Origin of the sequence: Streptomyces sp. NPDC056600, from assembly GCF_042792855.1 — a bacterium.
GTDB lineage: Bacteria > Actinomycetota > Actinomycetes > Streptomycetales > Streptomycetaceae > Streptomyces.
This window is the reverse complement of record NZ_JBHTVQ010000041.1, coordinates 25,914-43,800: the sequence shown is the minus strand read 5'-3', so window position 1 is coordinate 43,800 and position 17,887 is coordinate 25,914. Positions and strand designations below refer to the sequence as shown.

Sequence of the window (17,887 nt, the reverse complement as noted above, 5' to 3'; positions counted from 1 at the left end):
GTGAACCGACCGATGACGGACGAAACGGGGGCGGCCGACGTGAACGACTTCTCCACCACCGGACGCGCACCGGGCGCACCCGGTGCGCCCTGCTGGACGAGTCTGAGGACGCACGGCCTCGGTGTCGCGCACGACTTCTACGGCCCGCTGCTGGGCTGGGAGTTCACGCCGGGCAAGGGGGGCCCGCTGCGTGAGCTGATCGCCACCGCGCAGGGGCGTCCGGTGGCCGGCATCGGCCTGCTGCCCGACGACGCCCGGCTGACCGCCGAGTGGACGCCGTTCCTGACGGCCGAGGACATCGACAGGGCGGCGCTGGCGGTCCGGCAGTGCGGCGGCACCATGGGCGTCGGGCCGCTGGACGACGCCGAGGGCGGACGCGTGGCGTTCTGCTCGGACCCGGCGGGCGCGGTGTTCGGGATGCGCCGCCTGCCGCGCTCGTACCCGCCGCCGGCCCCCGGCCTTCCCGGCACGCCCGCCTGGCTCGAACTGGTGGTGGCGGAGACGAGATTCGCGGTCCGGTTCTACCAGAGCGTCTTCGGGCTCGGCCGGGAGACCGCCCCCTCACCCGCCGAGGAGCGGGTGGTGCTGCGTCACGCGGGCCGGCCGGTGCTCGGCATCCGCGGCGCCGGGCTGTCCGTGCACCGCGCGGGTGGCGCGCACTGGCTGACCTACTTCGCCACGCCCGACGTGGACCGCGCGACCGAGCACGCGGTGGCGCTGGGCGGACGGATCAGCCGCCCGCCGACCAACGGGCTCAACGGCCGCTCCGCGCAGCTGACCGACCCCGACGGCGCGCCCTTCGGGTTGCTCACCCCCGCCGCCACCCGGGCGGAACGCGACACCGCCGGCGCCCGCGGGACCCGCGTGAGCTCCGCCTGACCCGACCCCCACCGCTGCCGGACCCCCGGCGTGCCCCGCGCGGAGCCCGCACGACCCGCCCGGTGCCGCACGACCCGCGCGGCACCGGGTCCGGCAGCTCCCTATCGCGCGTCCTGCGCCGCGCCGACGCGGCCCACCCGCACCAGTCCCGCGGCCTCCGCGTCGGCGTCCACCCCGGGGAAGTGCCGCCCGTGGTCGTTGCCGACGTCCGGCACCTCGATCCGGACCCGCTCGCCGTCCACCAGGCAGGGGAAGCGCCGCAGCCTGCGCCAGTGGTCGGGGATCAGCGACTCGCACGCCCGGACGGCACCCCCAACTCCGCCAAGCAGTCGCGGAGTTCCCGGTACGTGATCACCCGCGTGCCATCGCCCCCCTTCGCCCGGCTCGCCGCCGGACACCTCAGGCAGGCGCCTCCTCCGCCGCCGGCGCGATGCTCGCCAGGGCCGTGAGGACGTGGGCGCGGGCCGCCGCGTCGAGCGACCGCAGGGAGTCGTCGATGAGGTGGCGGTAGAACTCCCGCTCCGCCGCGAACGCCCGTCGGCCGACGGCGGTCAGCGCGAGGACGACGGTCCGGCGGTCGGTGGGATGACGGCGGCGTTCGAGGTAGCCGTCGCGCTCGAGCCGGTCCGCGAGGCTGGTCAGCGTCGACGGGGAGAGGCGCAGGCTGCGGCGCACCGAGAGGATCGGCGACTCGCCGTTGAGGCCGAGTTCCTGGATGAGCATCCGGGCGCGCAGATCCAGCGAGGACGTCGGACGGGCGCGGTGCTCGGCCTCGATCACGTGGACGAGGCGCATCAGCGCCTCGATCTCGCGGTCGGTAGCACCGGAATCCTGCTGGGGCATGTCCACCATGTCCTGATCCTACTTATACGCCGCCGGGCACACGGTCGACGGCCGGACTCCCGAACAGGCCCGTCGGATCGAGCTCGCCGCGCAGCGCGGTGAAGTCGTCCCACCGCGGGTGGGGACCGCGCAGTTCGGCCGCCTCCAGGGTGTGCCACTTGCTCCGGTGCGGCCGTGGGCGGCTGCCGTGGCGGTGGGGGAAGTTGGTCCAGGCGCCGTCCGCGGGGACCTCCGCGCCGACGGCGTGGCGAGCCGGGACGCGCGCGGAAAACCGGAACGTACAACCATCAATATTCCCTGATTCGTAAGATCTCTTGATCGTAACTTCCGGGCTGCATACGATCCGCGTCACACCCTGCGGCTTCACGGGAGGGGACCCGGTGGGCGTCACGATCGTCAGTCCGACCAGCCACGAGGCGGCGCCGGAATCGGTCCCCCGCGCCACCGTGCACGCCCTCCACGGTCAGACCATGGGCTTCCTGAGCAACGGCAGGATGAACGCCGACAAGGTGCTCGAGGGCGTCGCCGCCGCACTGGTCCGGCTCCACGGCATCACGCCGCGCCTCTACGCCAAGAGGGCGTCCTCGGCCCCCGCGGCCGACGAGCTCCTCGACCGCGTCACGCAGGAGTGCGACGCCGCGGTGGTGGCGATGCTCGACTGCGGCTCCGGGGCCTCCTGGGCGGCGGCGGACATGGCCGCCCTGGCCGGCCGCGGCCTGCCGGTGTGCGGCATGACGTCCACCCTGTTCGAGGACCTGTCCCGGCAGGTGCCGGCCGTCCGGGGCGCCGGCGCGCTCGGGCTGGCCGTCGTCGCCCACCCGGTCGGCGGGATCCCGCAGCGGGAGGCCTTCGAGCGGGTCACCCCGCTCGCCGTCGACGACGTCGTCTTCGCCCTGACCACCGAGATCGAGCGGTACGCCCCGTGACCGCTGCCGAAGGGCCGGACCTCGTCACCCTGGCGGACGCGCACGACGAGGAGGCCGCCGCCGAGCAGTTGCACCGGTGGGGATGGACGGACGGCCTGCCCGTGGTCGTGCCGACCACCGAGCGGGTGGAGCGCTTCCTCGCCGCGGCGACCCGGGCTCCCAACGCCTCCCTGGGCCCCCTCGCCCCGCGCGGCGCGGAGCTGACCCTGCGCGGGCTCGCCGCGAACGCGGTGATGGCCGGCTGCCTGCCCGCGTACATGCCGGTGCTGGAGGCCGCGGTCGTCGCCCTGCAGCAGCCGGACTTCAACCTGTACGGCGCGCAGACGACCACCCATCCGTGCGCGCTGATGGTCGTCGTCCAGGGGCCGGTCGCGGGCGCGCTCGCCGTCGCGGGCGGGGCGGGCTGCATGGGCTCCGGGTTCCGCGCCAACGGCACGATCGGCCGGGCCGTTCGCCTGGTCGCGATGAACGTCGGCGGCGCCCGCCCCGGGGGCGACCAGGTGGCCGACGACATGGACCGGGCGACCCACGGCTCCCCGGCCAAGTGGTCGTTCTGCTTCGCCGAGAACCAGGCCGACAGCCCCTGGCCGGCCTTCGGCGCGCAGCTGGAGTGGCCCGACGGCTGGGACCCGGCGGACAGCCTGGTGACGGTGGCGGCCGTGGAAGGCCCGCACAACATCAACGACCACCGGTCGTCCACCGCCGAGAACCTGCTGCGCACGATCGCGGCGACCATGGCGACGCCCGGCGCCAACACCGTCTACCGCGGCGGCGACCAGTTCCTCGCGCTGGGCCCCGAGCACGCGCGGCTGCTCGCCGACGCGGGTCTGTCGCGTGCCGACGTCCAGCAGTACCTGTTCGAGCACGCCCGTGTCGACGCCACCCGGGTCGGCGCGGAGAAGCTCCAGGAGGCGAGCCTGTGGGGCGGCTACCGGTTGCTGCTCGAGGAGTGGGGACACCGGGTGGCGATCGCCCGTGCGCCGGAGGACATCCGCGTCCTCGTCGCCGGCGGCGCCGGCAAGCACTCCGTGTGGATGCCGACCTTCGGCGCGACCTGGAGCCAGACCGTCCGGCTGCCGCGCTCGGCGGGGGACGGCTTCACGGTCGCGCCGCTCAACGAGACGGCCCGCTGGGCGAACGACCTGGAGGCGAAGTGAGCGCCCGGTGAGCATGTGGGCCGGCATCACCGGCGGGACGGCCCTGCCCTCCGGCACCGTGGACGCGGTCGTCGTCGGGGCCGGGCCGGCCGGCTGGACGGCCGCCCTCTACCTGGCGCGGGCGGGCGCCGCACCGCTGGTGCTGGCCGGCACGACGCCCGGCGGCCGGCTCATGGACACGGGGCCGGTGGAGAACTTCCCCGGCTTCCCCGAGGGCATCGACGGCCCCGAGCTGATGGCCCGGATGCGCGAGCAGGCGGAGCGTGCCGGGGCCACCGTGGTCACCCTGGACGCGGACGAGATCCGGTACGCCACCGGCGACCCGTCCGCCCGGGACGCGGTCCACGAGATCGTCACCGACGAGGGGACCGTGCGCACCCGCGCCGTCGTGCTGGCCACCGGTTCCGCGCCGCGCCGCCTGGGCCTGCCCGGTGAGGCGGAGCTGGGCGGCGGGCGCGGCATCGCCTACTGCGCGGTCTGCGAGGCGCCGCTGTTCAAGGGCCGTGACGTGGCGGTGGTGGGCGGCGGTGACACCGCGATGGAGTGGGTGCTGGCCCTGGCCGGGCACGCGCGGCGGGTGCGGCTGCTCCACCGGGGCGAACGGTTCCGGGCGACCCCGGTCCTGCTGGAGCGGGTCCGGTCGCTGGACAACGTCGAGATCGGCGCCGGCCGCGTCGTGCGGCGACTGCTGCGCGGCCGTGACGGCAAGCTGGCCGGGCTGGGCGTGGAGGAGACCGCCACCGGCGATGCCACCGACCTCACGGTGCAGGGCCTGTTCGTGGCGATCGGGCACACCCCGCGCACCCGGCTGGCCGACGGGTTCCTGACGCTGACGCCGACCGGCCACCTGCACGCCACCGGCCCGGGCGGGGCCACCGAGTTGCCCGGGGTGTTCGTGGCGGGCGACGTCGCGGACGCCCGGTACCGGCAGGCCGTGACCGCGGCGGGCGCGGGCTGCGCCGCCGCCCTGGAGACCACCCGCTACCTGGAGGGCGTCCATGCCTGAGCAGCCGGCACCGGGGGCCCGCGAAGGAGCGCCGCCGGTATGAGCACCGCCGAGAAGGGCGGGGTGACCCTCACCCGGGACGGTCACGTCGCGGTCGTCGAGACGCACGCCCCGCCGACGGGCTTCTTCGACCGCCACCTGCTCGCCGCGATCGCCGACGCCGGCGAGCGCGCGGCCGCCGACGGCGCGAGAGCCCTCGTGCTGTGCGCGGAGGGACGCCACTTCTGTGCCGGCGTCCGGCTCACGGACGCCACCGGCGCCCTCGACCCATGCGCCTCGGCCACCGCCGTCCACGAGCAGGCGGCACGGATCCTCCGGCTCGACGTGCCGGTGATCGCCGCGGTCCAGGGCGCGGCCGTCGGCGGTGGCCTCGGCCTCGCCTGTGCCGCGGACTTCCGGGTCGCCGGGCCCTCGTCCCGCTTCGAGGCCGACTTCGCCCGCCGGGGCTTCCCCTGCGGCTTCGGGCTGAGCCTGACCCTGCCGAGGATCGTCGGCCGCACCCGCGCGGAACTGCTGCTCTACACCGGCCGCCCGTTGGTCGGCGCCGAGGCCCTGGACGCCGGCCTCGCCGACCACCTCGCGGAACCCGGCGACGAGCGCGCCGTCGCGCTCGACCTCGCCCACGAGATCGCGGCCACCGCCCCGTTGGCGGTCCGGTCCATGCGGTCCACGATGCGCGCCGACCTGCTCGACGGGCTCGAGGCGGCTCTCGCCCGCGAGGTGGACGAACAGCAGCGGCTCTGGCGCACCGAGGACGCGGTCGCAGGCGTCACCGGGTCCGTCGAACGCCGCGCCCCCGTCTTCCACGGCCGCTGACCGGCGGCGACCGCCGACGCCCCCTGCCACCCGCACCACCCGCACCACCCGCACCACCCGCACCAGGCAACACCCAGGAGGTACCGGATGACCCAGCACGTGGTGATCAGCGGACTCGCCGACGGCATGGGCCGCCGGACCGCGCTGCTGCTCGCCGACCGGGGCGCGTCGATCGCCGGATTCGGCGTCGACGAGACCGGTCTGCAGTCGCTGGCGGAGGAACTCGACGCGAAGGGCGTCCCCCACCACCTCGTCCCTCTCGACATCCGCGACCGACCGGCCGTCCGGACCTTCCGCAACGACACGCTGGCGCGATGGGGACATGTCGACACCGTCGTGTCCAACGTCGGCGTCCCGTTCATCGGGCCGTTCGAGGAGGCCGACCTCGACGCGGCCCTGCGCGCCTTCGAGATCAACGTGATCGGCGCCGCCGCCCTGTTCCAGGCTTTCCTCCCGGGCATGCGGGAGCGCCGCAGGGGCAGGCTGGTCGCCGTCTCCTCGCTGGTCGGGCGGATCTCCTTCCCCTTCGAATCGGTCCACTCCTCCACCAAGTTCGCCCTGGTGGGCATGGTCCAGTCGCTGAGGTTCGAGGTGGAGCCGTACGGTGTGCGGGTCGCCCTGATCGGGCCGGCCCAGGTCGCCACGGGCTTCGCGGCCAAGGCCCTCGTGCTGCCGGCGAAGGGCTCTCCCTACTTCGAGCGCGCCTCCCGCTTCGTGGCGCGTGACAAGGAGCTGGTCACCAGGGCGACCACGCCCGAGCAGGCCGCCGCCCGGATCGCCGCCGTCGTCCTGGCCGGGAAGCCCAAGCTCTTCCACCAGGTCGACCGGAAGAGTTCGCTGTTCCTCCGCCTCAACCAGTACCTGCCGACCAGGGTCCGCGACGCCGTCCTGCTCCACCACATGGGAATCAGGGACTGACCGGACCGCCGGCACCCTCCTGGTGGGCAGCTGTCCTTTGCTCGTGGCGCATTCCCGTCGAACGCACGTAGCATCCGCAGGTGACCACACATCCCACACACCCCGCCGGCTGGTACCCCGACCCGCAGGGAGCCCAGCAGCTCCTGCGTTACTGGGACGGCGCCCGCTGGACCGAGCAGACCGCGCCCGCGCAGGGCGCACCGCAGGCGGCCCCCCAGATGCCCGACCCCCGGGTGGCCCGGCAGGTCCAGCAGCAGGCCGGCGTCCAGGCCCCCGTGACCGGCACCGGCTCGATCTTCACCGAGCCGGTCCTGGTCGTGAACCAGAAGGCCAAGCTGGTCGAGCTGGTCAACGAGTACAAGGTGATGGACCAGCAGGGCGCCCACATCGGCTCGGTCGTCCAGGTCGGCCAGAGCACCCTGCGCAAGATCCTGCGCTTCGTCAGCAGCCTCGACCAGTACCTGACGCACCGGCTGGAGATCCGCGACGCCTACGGCCAGCCGCTGCTGCTGCTCACCCGCCCCGCGAAGTTCATCAAGTCCCGGGTCGTGGTGACCCGCCCGGACGGCACGCCGGTCGGCGAGATCGTCCAGCAGAACGCGATCGGCAAGATCAACTTCGCGATCACCGCGAACGGCGCCAAGCTCGGCGAGATCCGCGCGGAGAACTGGCGCGCCTGGAACTTCGCCGTCGTGGACCACACCGGCACCGAGGTCGCCCGCATCACCAAGACTTGGGAGGGCCTGGCCAAGACCCTCTTCACCACCGCCGACAACTACGTCCTGCAGATCCACCAGCAGCTGCCCGAGCCCCTGCGCAGCCTGGTCGTCGCCACCGCCCTCACGGTGGACACCGCCCTCAAGCAGGACGCCCGCGGCTTCGGGTGACCCGACCCGGCCACGGCTGCGGGCCGGGCACGCCTCACGGCGCCTGTCCCGCCCGCAGCGTGGCGCGCCCCGACACCCCGGCCCGGCGGCAGCCGCCGGCCGTCCGGAGGAGAGGTGGTCCCCGGTGGGTCTCCCCCGTACCGCTGTCGGCGAGGAGGCCGGTGAGGTGCGCCGGTTCTGGACCGGGCTCGGTCTGCCCGGACTGATCGACGTGCACACCCACTTCATGCCGGAGAGCGTCCTGCGCAAGGTGTGGGAGTACTTCGACGCCGCGGGCCCGCTGATCGGAGGGCTGGGATGGCCGATCACCTACCGCACGGAGGAGGCCGAACGTGCGGCGCTGCTGCGGGAGTTCGGTGTGCGGGCCTTCACCTCCATGATCTACCCGCACAAGCCGGGCATGGCCCGCTGGCTGAACGGCTGGGCGGCCGACTTCGCCCGCCGCACCCCGGACTGCCTGCACACCGCCACGCTCTATCCCGAGCCTGACGTCGAGGTGTACGTCCGCGAGGCGCTGGAGGCAGGCGCCCGGGTCTTCAAGGCCCACATCCAGGTGGGGGCGTACGACCCGGCCGACGAGTTGCTGAGCCCCGCGTGGGGTCTGCTGGCCGAGGCGGGCGTGCCGGTGGTGACGCATTGCGGCTCGGGCCCCGCTCCGGGCAAGCACACCGGCCCCGGGCCCGTCACCCGGGTGCTGGCGCGTCACCCGGGGCTGCGCCTGGTCGTCGCGCACATGGGCATGCCCGAGTACGAGGAGTTCCTCGACCTCGCCGAACGGTACGACCAGATGCGGTTGGACACCACGATGGCGTTCACCGACTTCACCGAGGGCTTCATGCCCTTTCCCCGGCGGGCCCTGCCGCGGCTGGCCGACCTCGGTGACCGCATCCTGCTGGGGAGCGACTTCCCCAACATCCCCTACCCGTACCTGCACCAACTCCAGGCCCTGGAACGGCTGGGCTGCGGCCCCGACTGGCTGCGCGCGGTGTGCCACGACAACGCGGCCGCCCTGTTCGGGCTCTGACGGGCGCGGCCCTAGTGACCCGAGTCGGAGATTTGTCGTTGGTTGGGCATGAGTCGTCCGGGTCCGAAGATTCCGCCGTTGTCGGTGACTGATGCCCAACGAGCCGCGCTGGAGGGATGGGTCCGTCGTCGCACGACGGCCCAGGCCCTGGCCCTGCGGTCGCGGATCGTGCTTGAGTGCGCCGAGGGACACTCGATCATGGAAGTGTCCCGCCGGTTGCGGATCACCCCGGACACCGTCCGCACCTGGCGACGCCGTTTCCTCGAACGGGGCCTGGACGGCCTGTGCGACGACCCGCGTCCGGGCGTCCCGCGCAAGATCACCGACGCGGACGTCGAGCGGGTCATCGTCAAGACGCTCGAGGAGACACCGAAGAACGCCGCCCACTGGTCGACCAGGTCGATGGCAGCCGCCACAGGGATGTCGCAGTCGACGGTCTCGCGGATCTGGCGGGCGTTCGCCCTGGCCCCGCACCGGTCGCAGACGTTCAAGTTGTCCACGGATCCGCTGTTCATCGACAAGGTCCGTGACGTCGTCGGCCTCTACCTCGACCCGCCGGAGAAGGCGCTGGTGCTCTGCGTGGACGAGAAATCGCAGATCCAGGCACTGGACCGGTCCCAGCCCGTCCTGCCGATGATGCCCGGCGTCCCCGAACGCCGCAGCCACGACTACGTCCGCGCCGGCACCACCACCTTGTTCGCCGCCCTGGAAGTGGCGACCGGCAAGGTCATCGGCTCGCTCCACCGCCGCCACCGGGCCGCCGAGTTCAAGAAGTTCCTCGCCAAACTCGACAAGGAAGTACCGGCCGACCTCCAGGTCCACCTGATCCTCGACAACTACGCGACCCACAAGACACCCGACATCAAGAAGTGGCTCCTGGCCCATCCCCGCTTTCAGATGCACTTCACGCCCACCAGCGCGTCCTGGCTCAACCTGGTCGAGCGGTGGTTCGCCGAGCTGACCCAGAAGAAGCTCAAGCGTGGCGTCCACCGCTCCGTCCAGGCCCTCGAGCGTGACATCCGGGCCTGGCTCGCCGACTGGAACGAGCACCCCAGACCCTTCGTCTGGACGAAGACCGCAGACGAGATCCTCGACAAAGTCGCCGCATACTGCCGACGAATCTCTGACTCAGATCACTAGGTCCTGCCTGACAAATGATCACCGAGCGTGTGCGTGCTGGGTCCAATTGCCTTGCCGTCCTGACGTCGGCCAGTGATTCTGGGCAGGTGCCAGGACAGGGGAAAAGAAGGCGGCGGCAAGAGGACGCGCGGCAGCGGCTTGCTGCTCGCACCGGGCCGGACGCGGGACAGTGGGAAGTGATCGTTGTGACTGCGGACCAGGCGGAGATGCGTACGAGGTTGCGCCGTCTTCGGGAAGCAGGAGTCGACGGGTCGATGATCCGGATCGACACGCTGTGCGGACGCCTGGCGGTGCCGACCACCTACCGACTGAGCCGTTTCATGACGGACCCCGCGCGAGAGTCCGAGGACGAGCACTCTGATCATTGATCGTGTGGCTGGTCGAGGCGAGTTGACGGAAGCGGCGTGGAAGCGAATAGAACCCCTGTTGCCGCGGGTGGATGGACGTGGCCGTCCGTGGCGTGATCACCGGCAGGTGGTCAACGGGGTGCTGTGGCGGTTGCGGACCGGGGCTCCGTGGCGCGATCTGCCCGAGCGGTACGGACCCTGGCAGACCGTCTACGAGCGGTTCGCCCGCTGGGAAGCGGATGGGGCCTGGGCGAAGCTGCTGGAACATGTCCAGGTCCGCGATGACGCGGTGGGCCGGGTGGAGTGGACCGTCGCCGTCGACTCCACGGTCAACCGTGCCCATCAGCATGCCGCTGGCGCCCGCAAAAAGGGGCTGCAGACGGGGACGAACTGGAAGATTCGGGCCGCTCGCAGACGCGCCAGGCCCTCGGTCGGTCCCGAGGTGGGTTGACCACCAAGGTCCACCTCGCCGTTGATGGCCGGGGCCTGCCCCTGTCCATCGTGCCCACGCCCGGCAACGTCAACGACGCCACCGCCTTCGGCCAGGTCCTCGACGGGATCCGCGTTCCGAGAGTCGGCACTGGCCGCCCGCGCAGGAGGCCGACCCGAGTCCTGGGCGACAAGGCCTACTCCAGCCGGGCGATCCGGCACCTGCTGCGGCGCCGTGGCATCGCCGTCACGATCCCCGAGCGCCGCGACCAAGCGGCCAACCGCCGGCGCCGAGGGCGCCTCGGCGGTCGGCCGCCCGCCTTCGACGAGGAGGTCTACCGCGAGCGCAACGTGGTCGAACGATGCTTCGCACGTCTCAAGCAATTCCGCGCGATCGCGACCAGATTCGACAAACTTGCCGACCGCTACCGTGCCGGAGTCGTTCTGGCCCCGCTGATCCTCTGGCTCCGCGAGACCAACTCATGATCATTTGTCAGACACTGCCCAGGCGGCGTCACCCGGCGGCAGGGCCCGGAGCAGGGCGTCGAGGGCCGCCCGGTAGGCGTGTTCGGCCGGGGCGGCGTAGCCGACGACCAGTCCGTCCCCGGCCGGTGTGCCGGCCCCGGGGTGCCGGAAGGCGGCGAGGCCGTCCAGCGCGATCCCCTGCCAGGCGGCGGCCTTGACCACGGACGCCTCCGTCCCGGGCGGCAGCCGCAGGACCGCGTGCAGCCCCGCCGCGATGCCGGTGGCCGTGACGTGCGGGGCCCGCTCGGCGAGGGCGGTGACGAGCTGGTCGCGCCGGTCCCGGTAGCGCCGGCGCATCCGGCGGATGTGCCGGTCGTACCGGCCGGAGGCGATGAGGTCCGCGAGGGTCAGCTGGTCGACGACGCCCGCCCACGCCTCCCGCTCGCCCTTGGCGGCGAGCACGCCGTCGACGAGGTGCCCGGGCAGCACCATCCAGCCGATCCTCACGGCCGGGGACAGGCTCTTGCTGACCGAGCCGAGGTGGACGACCCGTTCGGGATCCAGGCCCTGCAGGGCGCCGACGGGCTCCCGGTCGTAGCGGAACTCCCCGTCGTAGTCGTCCTCGAGGACCAGCCGGTCACCGGCGCGGGCCCAGTCGACGACCGCGGCGCGCCGGGCCGGGTGCAGCGGTCCGCCGGTGGGGAACTGGTGCGCGGGCGTGAGCAGGACGCCCCGCAGCCGCGGCTTCGCATCGGCCAACTCCTCGACTCTGGCTCCTTGTTCGTCGAGCCCCAGCGGCACGGTCCGGGCGCCGGCGCTCTCCAGGATGTCGCGGTGGAACCCGAGCCCGTACGACTCCACCGCGAACGGACCGCGCAGTACCGCGCCGCCGGTCGCGCCACGCGAGCCGTCGAACAGCAGCCGCAGCGCGTGCGCCACGCCGGAGCACACCACGATCCGGTCGGGGTCGGCCCGCACCCCGCGGGCGCGGGCCAGGTAGTCGGCGAGCGCGCGGCGCAGCTCGACGCGGCCGCGCGGGTCGCCGGGGCCGAAGACCTCGTCGGGGGCGGAGCCCAGTGCCCGCCGGGCGGACGCCAGCCAGGCCGTGCGGGGGAAGGAGGCGGCCTCGGGCGCGCCCTGCCGGAGGTCGTGCGCCGGGCCGGCGGGCTGCCGGGCGACGGGGTGCTGCCTGCGGGGACGCGACGAGGGCGGGGCGGCGCGTTCCGCCACCCGGGTACCGGAGCCCTGCCGCGCGGTCAGCCAGCCCTCGGCGACGAGCTCGGCGTAGGCGTCGGCGACGGTGTTGCGGGCCAGACCGAGGTCGGCGGCCAGCGAGCGGTAGGGCGGCAGCCGGGTGCCGGGTGGGAGGCGTCCCTCGCGCACCGCCTCCCGCAGGGCGCGGATGAGCACGGCGCGGCGGCTGCCGGGACCGGACAGGTCCAGGTGCAGGTCACTGCCGACACGCGCCGCCGAATCGACCCATGATTCCGGCATGGCAGTGCACCCTAGCCGAGGTCGCCGGACGGGTCCTGGGCGCTCGCCGGACCGGACCTCAGACGGCCTTCTGCGAGGCCGCCGCGTCGGGCCGCAGGTCGTCGAGGGTGAGCAGGCGGGCCGGGGATCCGGACAGGGCCTCGTGGCGGGTGACGCCGAGGTCGGGGCCGACGTGGAGCAGTTCACCGGCGTCCAGCAGGCGCCAGTCGGGGTGGTCGTCCATGCGCTCGCTGGCGACGACGACGGCGGGGTGGTCGGCCAGGTTCGTGGAGTGGACGCGCATCCGGCCGTTGCTGCCGCTGTGGTCGAGGTGCCTGCCGCCGTGCAGGCCGCCGGCCCCGCGTCGCAGGACGTACAGGTCATGGGTGTCCGGGTAGCGCAGCGCCCACAGTTCCCGCGACGTGACGAGGATCAGGTTGAGGGCGTAGACCGGCAGGTTCGCGGCGATCCAGCGGGCGGCCTGCCGGATCCCCGCGGTGACGTCGCCGTCGTGCCGCCGGGTCTCCCGGGTGATCAGGGCGAAGAACCGCTCGGAGTCGGTGTCGCCCCGCACCAGGGAGCGGTCCTCACCCAGGTGGTCGTCGAGCGCGTCCAGGCCCTCGATGACCCCGTTGTGCGCGAAGAGCCGCCCCTCCTGTGCGAAGGGGTGCGTGTTGCGGGTGTCGAGGCCGCCGGTGGAAGCGAAGCGCAGGTGGGCGACGAAGGTCGCCGACTCCACCTGGCGGGCCTCCTGGGCGAAGGCGCGGTCCTGGTAGGCCGCGACCGGGGCCTTGTCGACGCGGGGGGCGCCGTCGGCGGTGAAGTGACCGAGACCGGTGCCGTCGGGGTCGCGGTGGCTCTGGTCGCTGAGGCTGTCGGGCGCATCGAGGAGCCAGAAGGTGGCGTGCGTGCGACGCGGGGCGCTGCTGAGACCGAAGAGACGGCACACGGCATACCTCCGTAGGTGGAGGGGTGGTCCGCCGTCACCGGCGGCGGGCAGGGCGGGGGTGCGGGCTCGGCACCGGCGGCGGGCAGGACGGGGGGTGCGGGCTCGGCACCGCCCGTCCTGCCCGCCGTCAACGGCGGCCGGGGCGGCGGGGGTTCCTGGTCTCGGCGCCGTGGGCGAAGCCGCCGGCCTCTTCGCCCCGCCGCGGCGCGTCCTGCGTCTCCAGCCGGCTCAGCGCGCGGCGCAGGTCCTCCAGGAGCAGATCGGCCAGGTCGTGGCTGAAGTCGACGCGGACCACGATGCGCAGGGCCGCCAGGTCGGAGCGGTTCTCGGGGAAGGTGTAGGCGGGCACCTGCCAGCCCCGTTCGCGCAGCGCCGCGGACACGTCGAAGACGCTGAAGCGTTCCTCCCCGTCGCGCACCCGGAAGGCGAAGACGGGGATGTCGCTGCCGTCGGTGATCAGCTCGAAGGGGCCCAGTCGTGCGATCTCCCCGGACAGCCGGGTGGCGACGTCGCGGCAGGTCTGCTGGACCCGCCGGTATCCGTCGAAGCCCAGCCGCAGGAAGTTGTAGTACTGGGCGACGACCTGGGCCCCGGGGCGGGAGAAGTTCAGCGCGAAGGTCGGCATGTCGCCGCCGAGGTAGTTGACGTGGAAGACCAGGTCGTCGGGCAGCGCGTCCCGGTCCCGCCACAGGACCCAGCCGACCCCGGGCATGACCAGGCCGTACTTGTGACCGGAGGTGTTGATCGAGGCGACCCGCGGCAGCCGGAAGTCCCACCGCAGGTCGGGGTCGAGGAAGGGGGCGATCATCGCGCCGGAGGCGCCGTCGACGTGGAGCGGGACGTCCAGTCCGGTGCGGGCCTGGAGGTCGTCCAGGGCCGCGGAGATGTCCGCGACGGGCTCGTAGCTGCCGTCGAAGGTCGAGCCGAGCACGGTGACGACGCCGATGGTGTTCTCGTCGCACAGCTCGACCGCCCGGTCGGGCGTGAGGTGGAAGGTCTCCCCCTCCATGGGCGCGTAGCGGGGCTCGACCTCGAAGTAGTCGGCGAACTTCTCCCAGCAGATCTGGACGTTGCTGCCCATGACCAGGTTGGGCCGGTCGGTGGGCCTGCCCTCGGCCCTGCGACGGTGCTGCCAGCGCCGTTTGAGGGCGAGTCCGCCCAGCATGGCGGCCTCGCTGGACCCCGTGGTCGAGCAGCCCATCGCGTGCCGGGTGTCCTCCGCGTGCCAGAGCCGGGCGAGCATGTGCACGCACCGGGTCTCGAGTTCCGCGGTCTGCGGGTACTCGTCCTTGTCGATCATGTTCTTCTCGGCGCACTCGTCCATCAGCCGCCGGGCCTCGGGCTCCGCCCAGGTGGAGACGAACGTCGCCAGGTTCTGCCGGGCGTTGCCGTCGAGCATCAGCTCGTCGTGCACCACCTGGTAGGCCGTCGCCGGCTCCATCTCGCCGGCCGGCAGCTCGTACCGGGGCACCCGCAGCGGCTCGCGGCTGAACACCGGGTTGACCTGGAGGTCACGGCTCCTGCCGTGACCGTCGTGCTTCACCGTCACGCGCGCTCGGCCTTTCCGCGAGGAGGGGGGGTACGCCACTGCCAGGACTCCCCCGCGCGGCCCGTGACGAATCAGGCCGGCCGGCACCGGCCGGATCCCGGCCGCCGGCGCCAGCCGCACGGCTCGCGGCCCGGGCCGGGTTCCGAGGTGTCTCCACAGGGGCCGTGGCACCTCACCGGAAGCCGGGACGGCGCGGACGTGCGCGCCAGAAGTTCCGCCGGACGGCGGACGGCGGACGGGGGTGAGCGGAGGGCCGGCGGGGGGTGGCGCGGCCCTCCGCCCGCCTGCCTCTCCCGGCGACCACGGACGCGTCCGCGAATTGACCCAGGAAACCGGCACGGAAATGCACCCCCACGGAGGTCTTTCCGCGCCCTAGTTTCGAAGCATGACGAACACCACGCACACCACGTCCGCCCCCGTCCCCGCCCTCTCCGCCGCCACCCCCGCCACCCCCGACGCCGCGGCCGATCACGACCACACCCCGCGCCTGCACTTCGCGAAGACCGCGCCGAAGGCCTTCCGGGCCCTCGTCGGCTTCGACGCCGCCGCCCGCGAGGGCATCGACCCGGCGCTGGTCGAGCTGATCCAGATCCGGGCCTCCCTCCTCAACGGCTGCGCCTACTGCCTCCACATGCACACCGCCGACGCCCGCAAGGCCGGCGAGGACGAGGCCCGCCTGCACATGATCGGCGTCTGGCGCGAGGCCCGGCACTTCTTCACCGCGAAGGAGCAGGCCGCTCTCGCCCTGACCGAGGCCGTCACCCTGGTCTCCCGGGCCGGCGTCCCCGACGACGTCTACGCCGAGGCGGCCCGCCACTTCGACGAGCCGGAGCTCGCCCGCGTCCTCGCCCTGATCCTCACCATCAACACCTGGAACCGCATCGCCGTCGCCACCGCCAAGGTCGCCGGCCAGGACGAGCGGGTCCGCTGATCCGGACCTGGCGGCCCGGGCGGGCCCGGCTCGAGGGCGGTGACGTGGGGCTACCCGGCCGCGGCCGCCGGGCCCTGCGAGAAGAAGGCGGCCATCCGCTCCAGCCCTCGCGCGCCGAACATGGTGTCCAGGCTTGCGGCGGACTCGACGGCGGACGCCTCGCTGCGCGGGAAGAGCGCGGCCTCGTACGCGGCGAGCGCGGCCTCGGTGTCGCCGGGGTGGGCGGCGACGGCGAGGGCGAGTTCGGCGCCGTCGAACATGGCCAGGTTGGCGCCCTCGCCGGCGAACGGCGACATCAGGTGCGCGGCGTCGCCGAGCAGGGTCACCCCCGGCACGCGGTCCCAGCGGTGCCCGACAGGCAGCGCGTGGATGCGCCGGGGCGTGATCGTCTCGGCGTCGGCGACCAGGCCGCGCAGGCCCTCGTCCCAGCCCTCGAAGTGGGCCAGGACGGCGGCCTTGGCGGCGGCGTGGTCGGTGAAGTCCACGGTGTCGGTCCAGCCCTCCTCGGTCCTGAGCGCGGCGTAGACGTGCAGGCTGCCGTCGGTCTCCCGGTGGGCGAGGAAGCCGCGCCCGTCGCCGAGGGCCAGGAAGAAGCCGCCGCCGACGACCTCGGCACTGCGGGGGTGGCGGGTGGCGGCCTCGTAGAGGTCGGTCTCCACGAAGGAGATCCCGGTGTAGGCGGGCCGCGCCTCCGAGACGAGCGAGCGGACCCGTGACCAGGCTCCGTCGGCGCCGACGAGAAGGCCGGTGGTGACCGTGGAGCCGTCGGCGAAGTCCACCTCGTGGCGGCCCTCGCCCACCGCGCGCACGCCGGTGACCTTCCGGCCCCACCGGACCGTGCCCTCGGGCAGGGAGTCGAGGAGGAGGTCGCGCAGGTCGCCGCGGTCGACCTCGGGGCGCCCGCCGGTGCCGTCGTCCTCGTGGGCGGCGTGGACGGTGCCGTCCGGGCCCAGCAGACGCATGGCCTGACCGCCCTCGTGCACGATCTCGCGGAACGCGTCGTGGAGACCACAGGCCAGCAGCGCCTTCTGGCCGTTCTCCTCGTGGATGTCGAGCATGCCGCCCTGGGTCCGGGCCTCGGGCGACTCCTCGAGGTCGAAGACGGTCGCGGCGATGCCGTGGAGGTGCAGGACACGGGCGGCGGTGAGGCCCCCGAGGCCCGCGCCGATGATCGCGATGGGGTGGTGGCTGCTCGCGTGGTGGTTCATGTGACGCCTCCGATGCGGAAGAGGTGCGGTACGCGCACGGAGAAAAGCCCCACAGGGTCGGCGCGGGGTCCGCGCGGCGCGCCGGACACGGCACGACTCCGCCGCCCGCTCCGACCCCTCCAAGGTATCGAACATGTTCGTTGCGAACAAGTTCGACGGACGGCATGCCGCAGGACGTCGAGGCCGAGTGCGGACGGGACGGGGTGAAACGGTCCCGGGCGTCAGCTCGCGGCGTCCGGCAGGGGTGTGCGGGTGATGCCGTTGATCAGGACGTCGAAACCCCAGGTCATGCGGGCGGAGCCCGACCCGCCGAGCAGGTCGGGCAGGAGGGCCTTGATCGTCGGACGGGTGGTCCCGTCCGCGTCGCGCAGGGCGCGGGTGAAGGCGTCCCACTCCTCTCCGCCCGCGGGGTCGGCCTCCTGGGTCGCGTGCTCGGCGGCGGTCGCGGTCGCGTACTGGAGGAGACTGTCGACGCCCCAGGCGACCTGCTCGCCGGGCGCGCCGCTGCGGGAGAGGAGCTCCAGGACGCGCTCGACCAGGTTCAGGTAGTTCTCGCCGCTGGGACGCGCCACCAGCGCGGACCGGGCCAGTTGCGGATGCCGGAACAGCGCCAGGGTGTAGGAGGTCAGCACGGCGACGAGCTGGTCGCGCCAGCCCGCGCCCGCGTCCTCGGCGTGGAGGTCGACCTCGCCCAGCAGCGCGTCGAGGACGGCCGCGTGCAGTTCGGCGGTGTTGGCCACATACACGTACAGCGAGGCCGGACCGGTGTCCAGCTCCTTGGCCAGACGGCGCATGGTGACCTTGTCGAGTCCCTCGTCCCGCATGATCCGCACGGCGGTGTCGACGATCCACTGCCTGGTCAGGGCGGGCTTGGCAGGCCGCTCACGACGGCTGACGGGCTCTTTTCCAGCTGGCATGCGGCGATCGTAGCGAACGCGTT

At 73.4% G+C, this 17,887-nt stretch carries 18 protein-coding genes and 1 pseudogene; 11 read left to right on the top strand and 8 right to left on the bottom strand.

Translation table 11 applies throughout. The annotated features are described in order from the left end of the window. The first annotated feature begins 12 nt into the window (after window positions 1-12). Entirely contained in the window at window positions 13-879 is an 867-nt protein-coding gene (locus ACFRAV_RS20575) for a VOC family protein (RefSeq protein ID WP_382557624.1), read from the top strand. Window positions 880-980: 101 nt separating this feature from the next. Here the strand turns inward: ACFRAV_RS20575 and ACFRAV_RS20570 are convergent, their stop codons facing one another. The 3 genes from ACFRAV_RS20570 to ACFRAV_RS20560 all read right to left on the bottom strand — a co-directional run bounded on the left by ACFRAV_RS20570 (window position 981) and on the right by ACFRAV_RS20560 (window position 2,074). After that, window positions 981-1,121 carry a hypothetical protein gene (locus ACFRAV_RS20570; protein WP_382557622.1) on the bottom strand — a complete coding sequence of 47 codons (141 nt, stop codon included), beginning with the start codon at window positions 1,119-1,121 and terminating at the stop codon, window positions 981-983. A gap of 157 nt (window positions 1,122-1,278) precedes the next feature. After that, on the bottom strand, window positions 1,279-1,731 hold the full coding sequence (locus ACFRAV_RS20565; RefSeq protein WP_382557621.1) for a MarR family winged helix-turn-helix transcriptional regulator: 453 nt from the start codon (window positions 1,729-1,731) through the stop codon (window positions 1,279-1,281). A gap of 13 nt (window positions 1,732-1,744) precedes the next feature. Continuing rightward, window positions 1,745-2,074, bottom strand: coding sequence for a D-arabinono-1,4-lactone oxidase (locus ACFRAV_RS20560; protein WP_382557619.1), 330 nt, complete (start codon window positions 2,072-2,074; stop codon window positions 1,745-1,747). A gap of 28 nt (window positions 2,075-2,102) precedes the next feature. Between ACFRAV_RS20560 and ACFRAV_RS20555 the strand changes: the two genes are divergently transcribed. The 9 genes and pseudogenes from ACFRAV_RS20555 to ACFRAV_RS20515 all read left to right on the top strand — a co-directional run bounded on the left by ACFRAV_RS20555 (window position 2,103) and on the right by ACFRAV_RS20515 (window position 10,934). Further along, complete coding sequence (locus tag ACFRAV_RS20555) at window positions 2,103-2,648, top strand: hypothetical protein (protein ID WP_382557617.1); 546 nt, start codon at window positions 2,103-2,105, stop codon at window positions 2,646-2,648. Beyond that, a complete protein-coding gene (locus ACFRAV_RS20550; RefSeq protein ID WP_382557615.1) occupies window positions 2,645-3,805 on the top strand; it encodes a hypothetical protein in 1,161 nt (386 codons plus the stop codon). The genes ACFRAV_RS20555 and ACFRAV_RS20550 overlap by 4 nt, the downstream gene beginning before the upstream one ends. Window positions 3,806-3,818: 13 nt before the next feature. Beyond that, window positions 3,819-4,811 (top strand): NAD(P)/FAD-dependent oxidoreductase, encoded by a 993-nt coding sequence (locus ACFRAV_RS20545; RefSeq protein WP_382557666.1) that lies wholly within the window; start codon window positions 3,819-3,821, stop codon window positions 4,809-4,811. 39 nt (window positions 4,812-4,850) lie between these two features. Beyond that, entirely contained in the window at window positions 4,851-5,627 is a 777-nt protein-coding gene (locus ACFRAV_RS20540; protein WP_382557614.1) for an enoyl-CoA hydratase/isomerase family protein, read from the top strand. Window positions 5,628-5,714: 87 nt separating this feature from the next. Then, complete coding sequence (locus tag ACFRAV_RS20535) at window positions 5,715-6,545, top strand: SDR family NAD(P)-dependent oxidoreductase (RefSeq protein ID WP_382557612.1); 831 nt, start codon at window positions 5,715-5,717, stop codon at window positions 6,543-6,545. 80 nt (window positions 6,546-6,625) lie between these two features. Beyond that, window positions 6,626-7,432: a phospholipid scramblase-related protein gene (locus ACFRAV_RS20530; RefSeq protein ID WP_382557610.1), complete on the top strand. Its 807-nt coding sequence runs from the start codon at window positions 6,626-6,628 to the stop codon at window positions 7,430-7,432. 124 nt (window positions 7,433-7,556) lie between these two features. Continuing rightward, window positions 7,557-8,456, top strand: coding sequence for an amidohydrolase family protein (locus ACFRAV_RS20525; protein ID WP_382557608.1), 900 nt, complete (start codon window positions 7,557-7,559; stop codon window positions 8,454-8,456). A 48-nt stretch (window positions 8,457-8,504) separates the two neighbouring features. Next, on the top strand, window positions 8,505-9,596 hold the full coding sequence (locus ACFRAV_RS20520) for an IS630 family transposase (protein WP_382557607.1): 1,092 nt from the start codon (window positions 8,505-8,507) through the stop codon (window positions 9,594-9,596). A gap of 372 nt (window positions 9,597-9,968) precedes the next feature. After that, window positions 9,969-10,934: pseudogene (locus tag ACFRAV_RS20515) on the top strand (IS5 family transposase). On the opposite strand, the gene ACFRAV_RS20510 reads toward ACFRAV_RS20515, so the two are convergent. The 3 genes from ACFRAV_RS20510 to ACFRAV_RS20500 form a co-directional block, all read right to left on the bottom strand. Then, on the bottom strand, window positions 10,859-12,331 hold the full coding sequence (locus ACFRAV_RS20510; RefSeq protein WP_382557605.1) for a PLP-dependent aminotransferase family protein: 1,473 nt from the start codon (window positions 12,329-12,331) through the stop codon (window positions 10,859-10,861). The pseudogene ACFRAV_RS20515 and the gene ACFRAV_RS20510 sit on opposite strands and share 76 nt — an antisense overlap. A gap of 58 nt (window positions 12,332-12,389) precedes the next feature. Then, a complete protein-coding gene (locus ACFRAV_RS20505) occupies window positions 12,390-13,259 on the bottom strand; it encodes a class II glutamine amidotransferase (RefSeq protein WP_382557603.1) in 870 nt (289 codons plus the stop codon). Between the two features lie 127 nt (window positions 13,260-13,386). Next, the gene (locus ACFRAV_RS20500) at window positions 13,387-14,808 is read right to left on the bottom strand and encodes a glutamate decarboxylase (protein WP_382557601.1); all 1,422 of its coding nucleotides are present in this window, start codon (window positions 14,806-14,808) and stop codon (window positions 13,387-13,389) included. Between the two features lie 385 nt (window positions 14,809-15,193). On the opposite strand from ACFRAV_RS20500, the gene ACFRAV_RS20495 reads away from it, so the two are divergent. Beyond that, the gene (locus tag ACFRAV_RS20495) at window positions 15,194-15,739 is read left to right on the top strand and encodes a carboxymuconolactone decarboxylase family protein (RefSeq protein WP_382557599.1); all 546 of its coding nucleotides are present in this window, start codon (window positions 15,194-15,196) and stop codon (window positions 15,737-15,739) included. Between the two features lie 50 nt (window positions 15,740-15,789). On the opposite strand, the gene ACFRAV_RS20490 is transcribed toward ACFRAV_RS20495, so the two are convergent. Together ACFRAV_RS20490 and ACFRAV_RS20485 are read right to left on the bottom strand one after the other, a co-directional pair. Further along, entirely contained in the window at window positions 15,790-16,947 is a 1,158-nt protein-coding gene (locus tag ACFRAV_RS20490) for an FAD-dependent oxidoreductase (protein ID WP_382557598.1), read from the bottom strand. Between the two features lie 221 nt (window positions 16,948-17,168). Further along, window positions 17,169-17,864 carry a TetR/AcrR family transcriptional regulator gene (locus ACFRAV_RS20485; RefSeq protein ID WP_382557597.1) on the bottom strand — a complete coding sequence of 232 codons (696 nt, stop codon included), beginning with the start codon at window positions 17,862-17,864 and terminating at the stop codon, window positions 17,169-17,171. Window positions 17,865-17,887 lie beyond the last annotated feature (23 nt).

Excerpts from the sequence above, each read along its gene's own strand:
- ACFRAV_RS20485 (WP_382557597.1), bottom strand. The coding sequence starts at position 17,864 with ATGCCAGCTGGAAAAGAGCCCGTCAGCCGTCGTGAGCGGCCTGCCAAG.
- ACFRAV_RS20535 (WP_382557612.1), top strand. The coding sequence starts at position 5,715 with ATGACCCAGCACGTGGTGATCAGCGGACTCGCCGACGGCATGGGCCGC.
- ACFRAV_RS20520 (WP_382557607.1), top strand. The coding sequence starts at position 8,505 with ATGAGTCGTCCGGGTCCGAAGATTCCGCCGTTGTCGGTGACTGATGCC.
- ACFRAV_RS20545 (WP_382557666.1), top strand. The coding sequence starts at position 3,819 with ATGTGGGCCGGCATCACCGGCGGGACGGCCCTGCCCTCCGGCACCGTG.
- ACFRAV_RS20495 (WP_382557599.1), top strand. The coding sequence starts at position 15,194 with ATGACGAACACCACGCACACCACGTCCGCCCCCGTCCCCGCCCTCTCC.
- ACFRAV_RS20490 (WP_382557598.1), bottom strand. The coding sequence starts at position 16,947 with ATGAACCACCACGCGAGCAGCCACCACCCCATCGCGATCATCGGCGCG.
- ACFRAV_RS20565 (WP_382557621.1), bottom strand. The coding sequence starts at position 1,731 with ATGGTGGACATGCCCCAGCAGGATTCCGGTGCTACCGACCGCGAGATC.
- ACFRAV_RS20575 (WP_382557624.1), top strand. The coding sequence starts at position 13 with ATGACGGACGAAACGGGGGCGGCCGACGTGAACGACTTCTCCACCACC.
- ACFRAV_RS20540 (WP_382557614.1), top strand. The coding sequence starts at position 4,851 with ATGAGCACCGCCGAGAAGGGCGGGGTGACCCTCACCCGGGACGGTCAC.
- ACFRAV_RS20510 (WP_382557605.1), bottom strand. The coding sequence starts at position 12,331 with ATGCCGGAATCATGGGTCGATTCGGCGGCGCGTGTCGGCAGTGACCTG.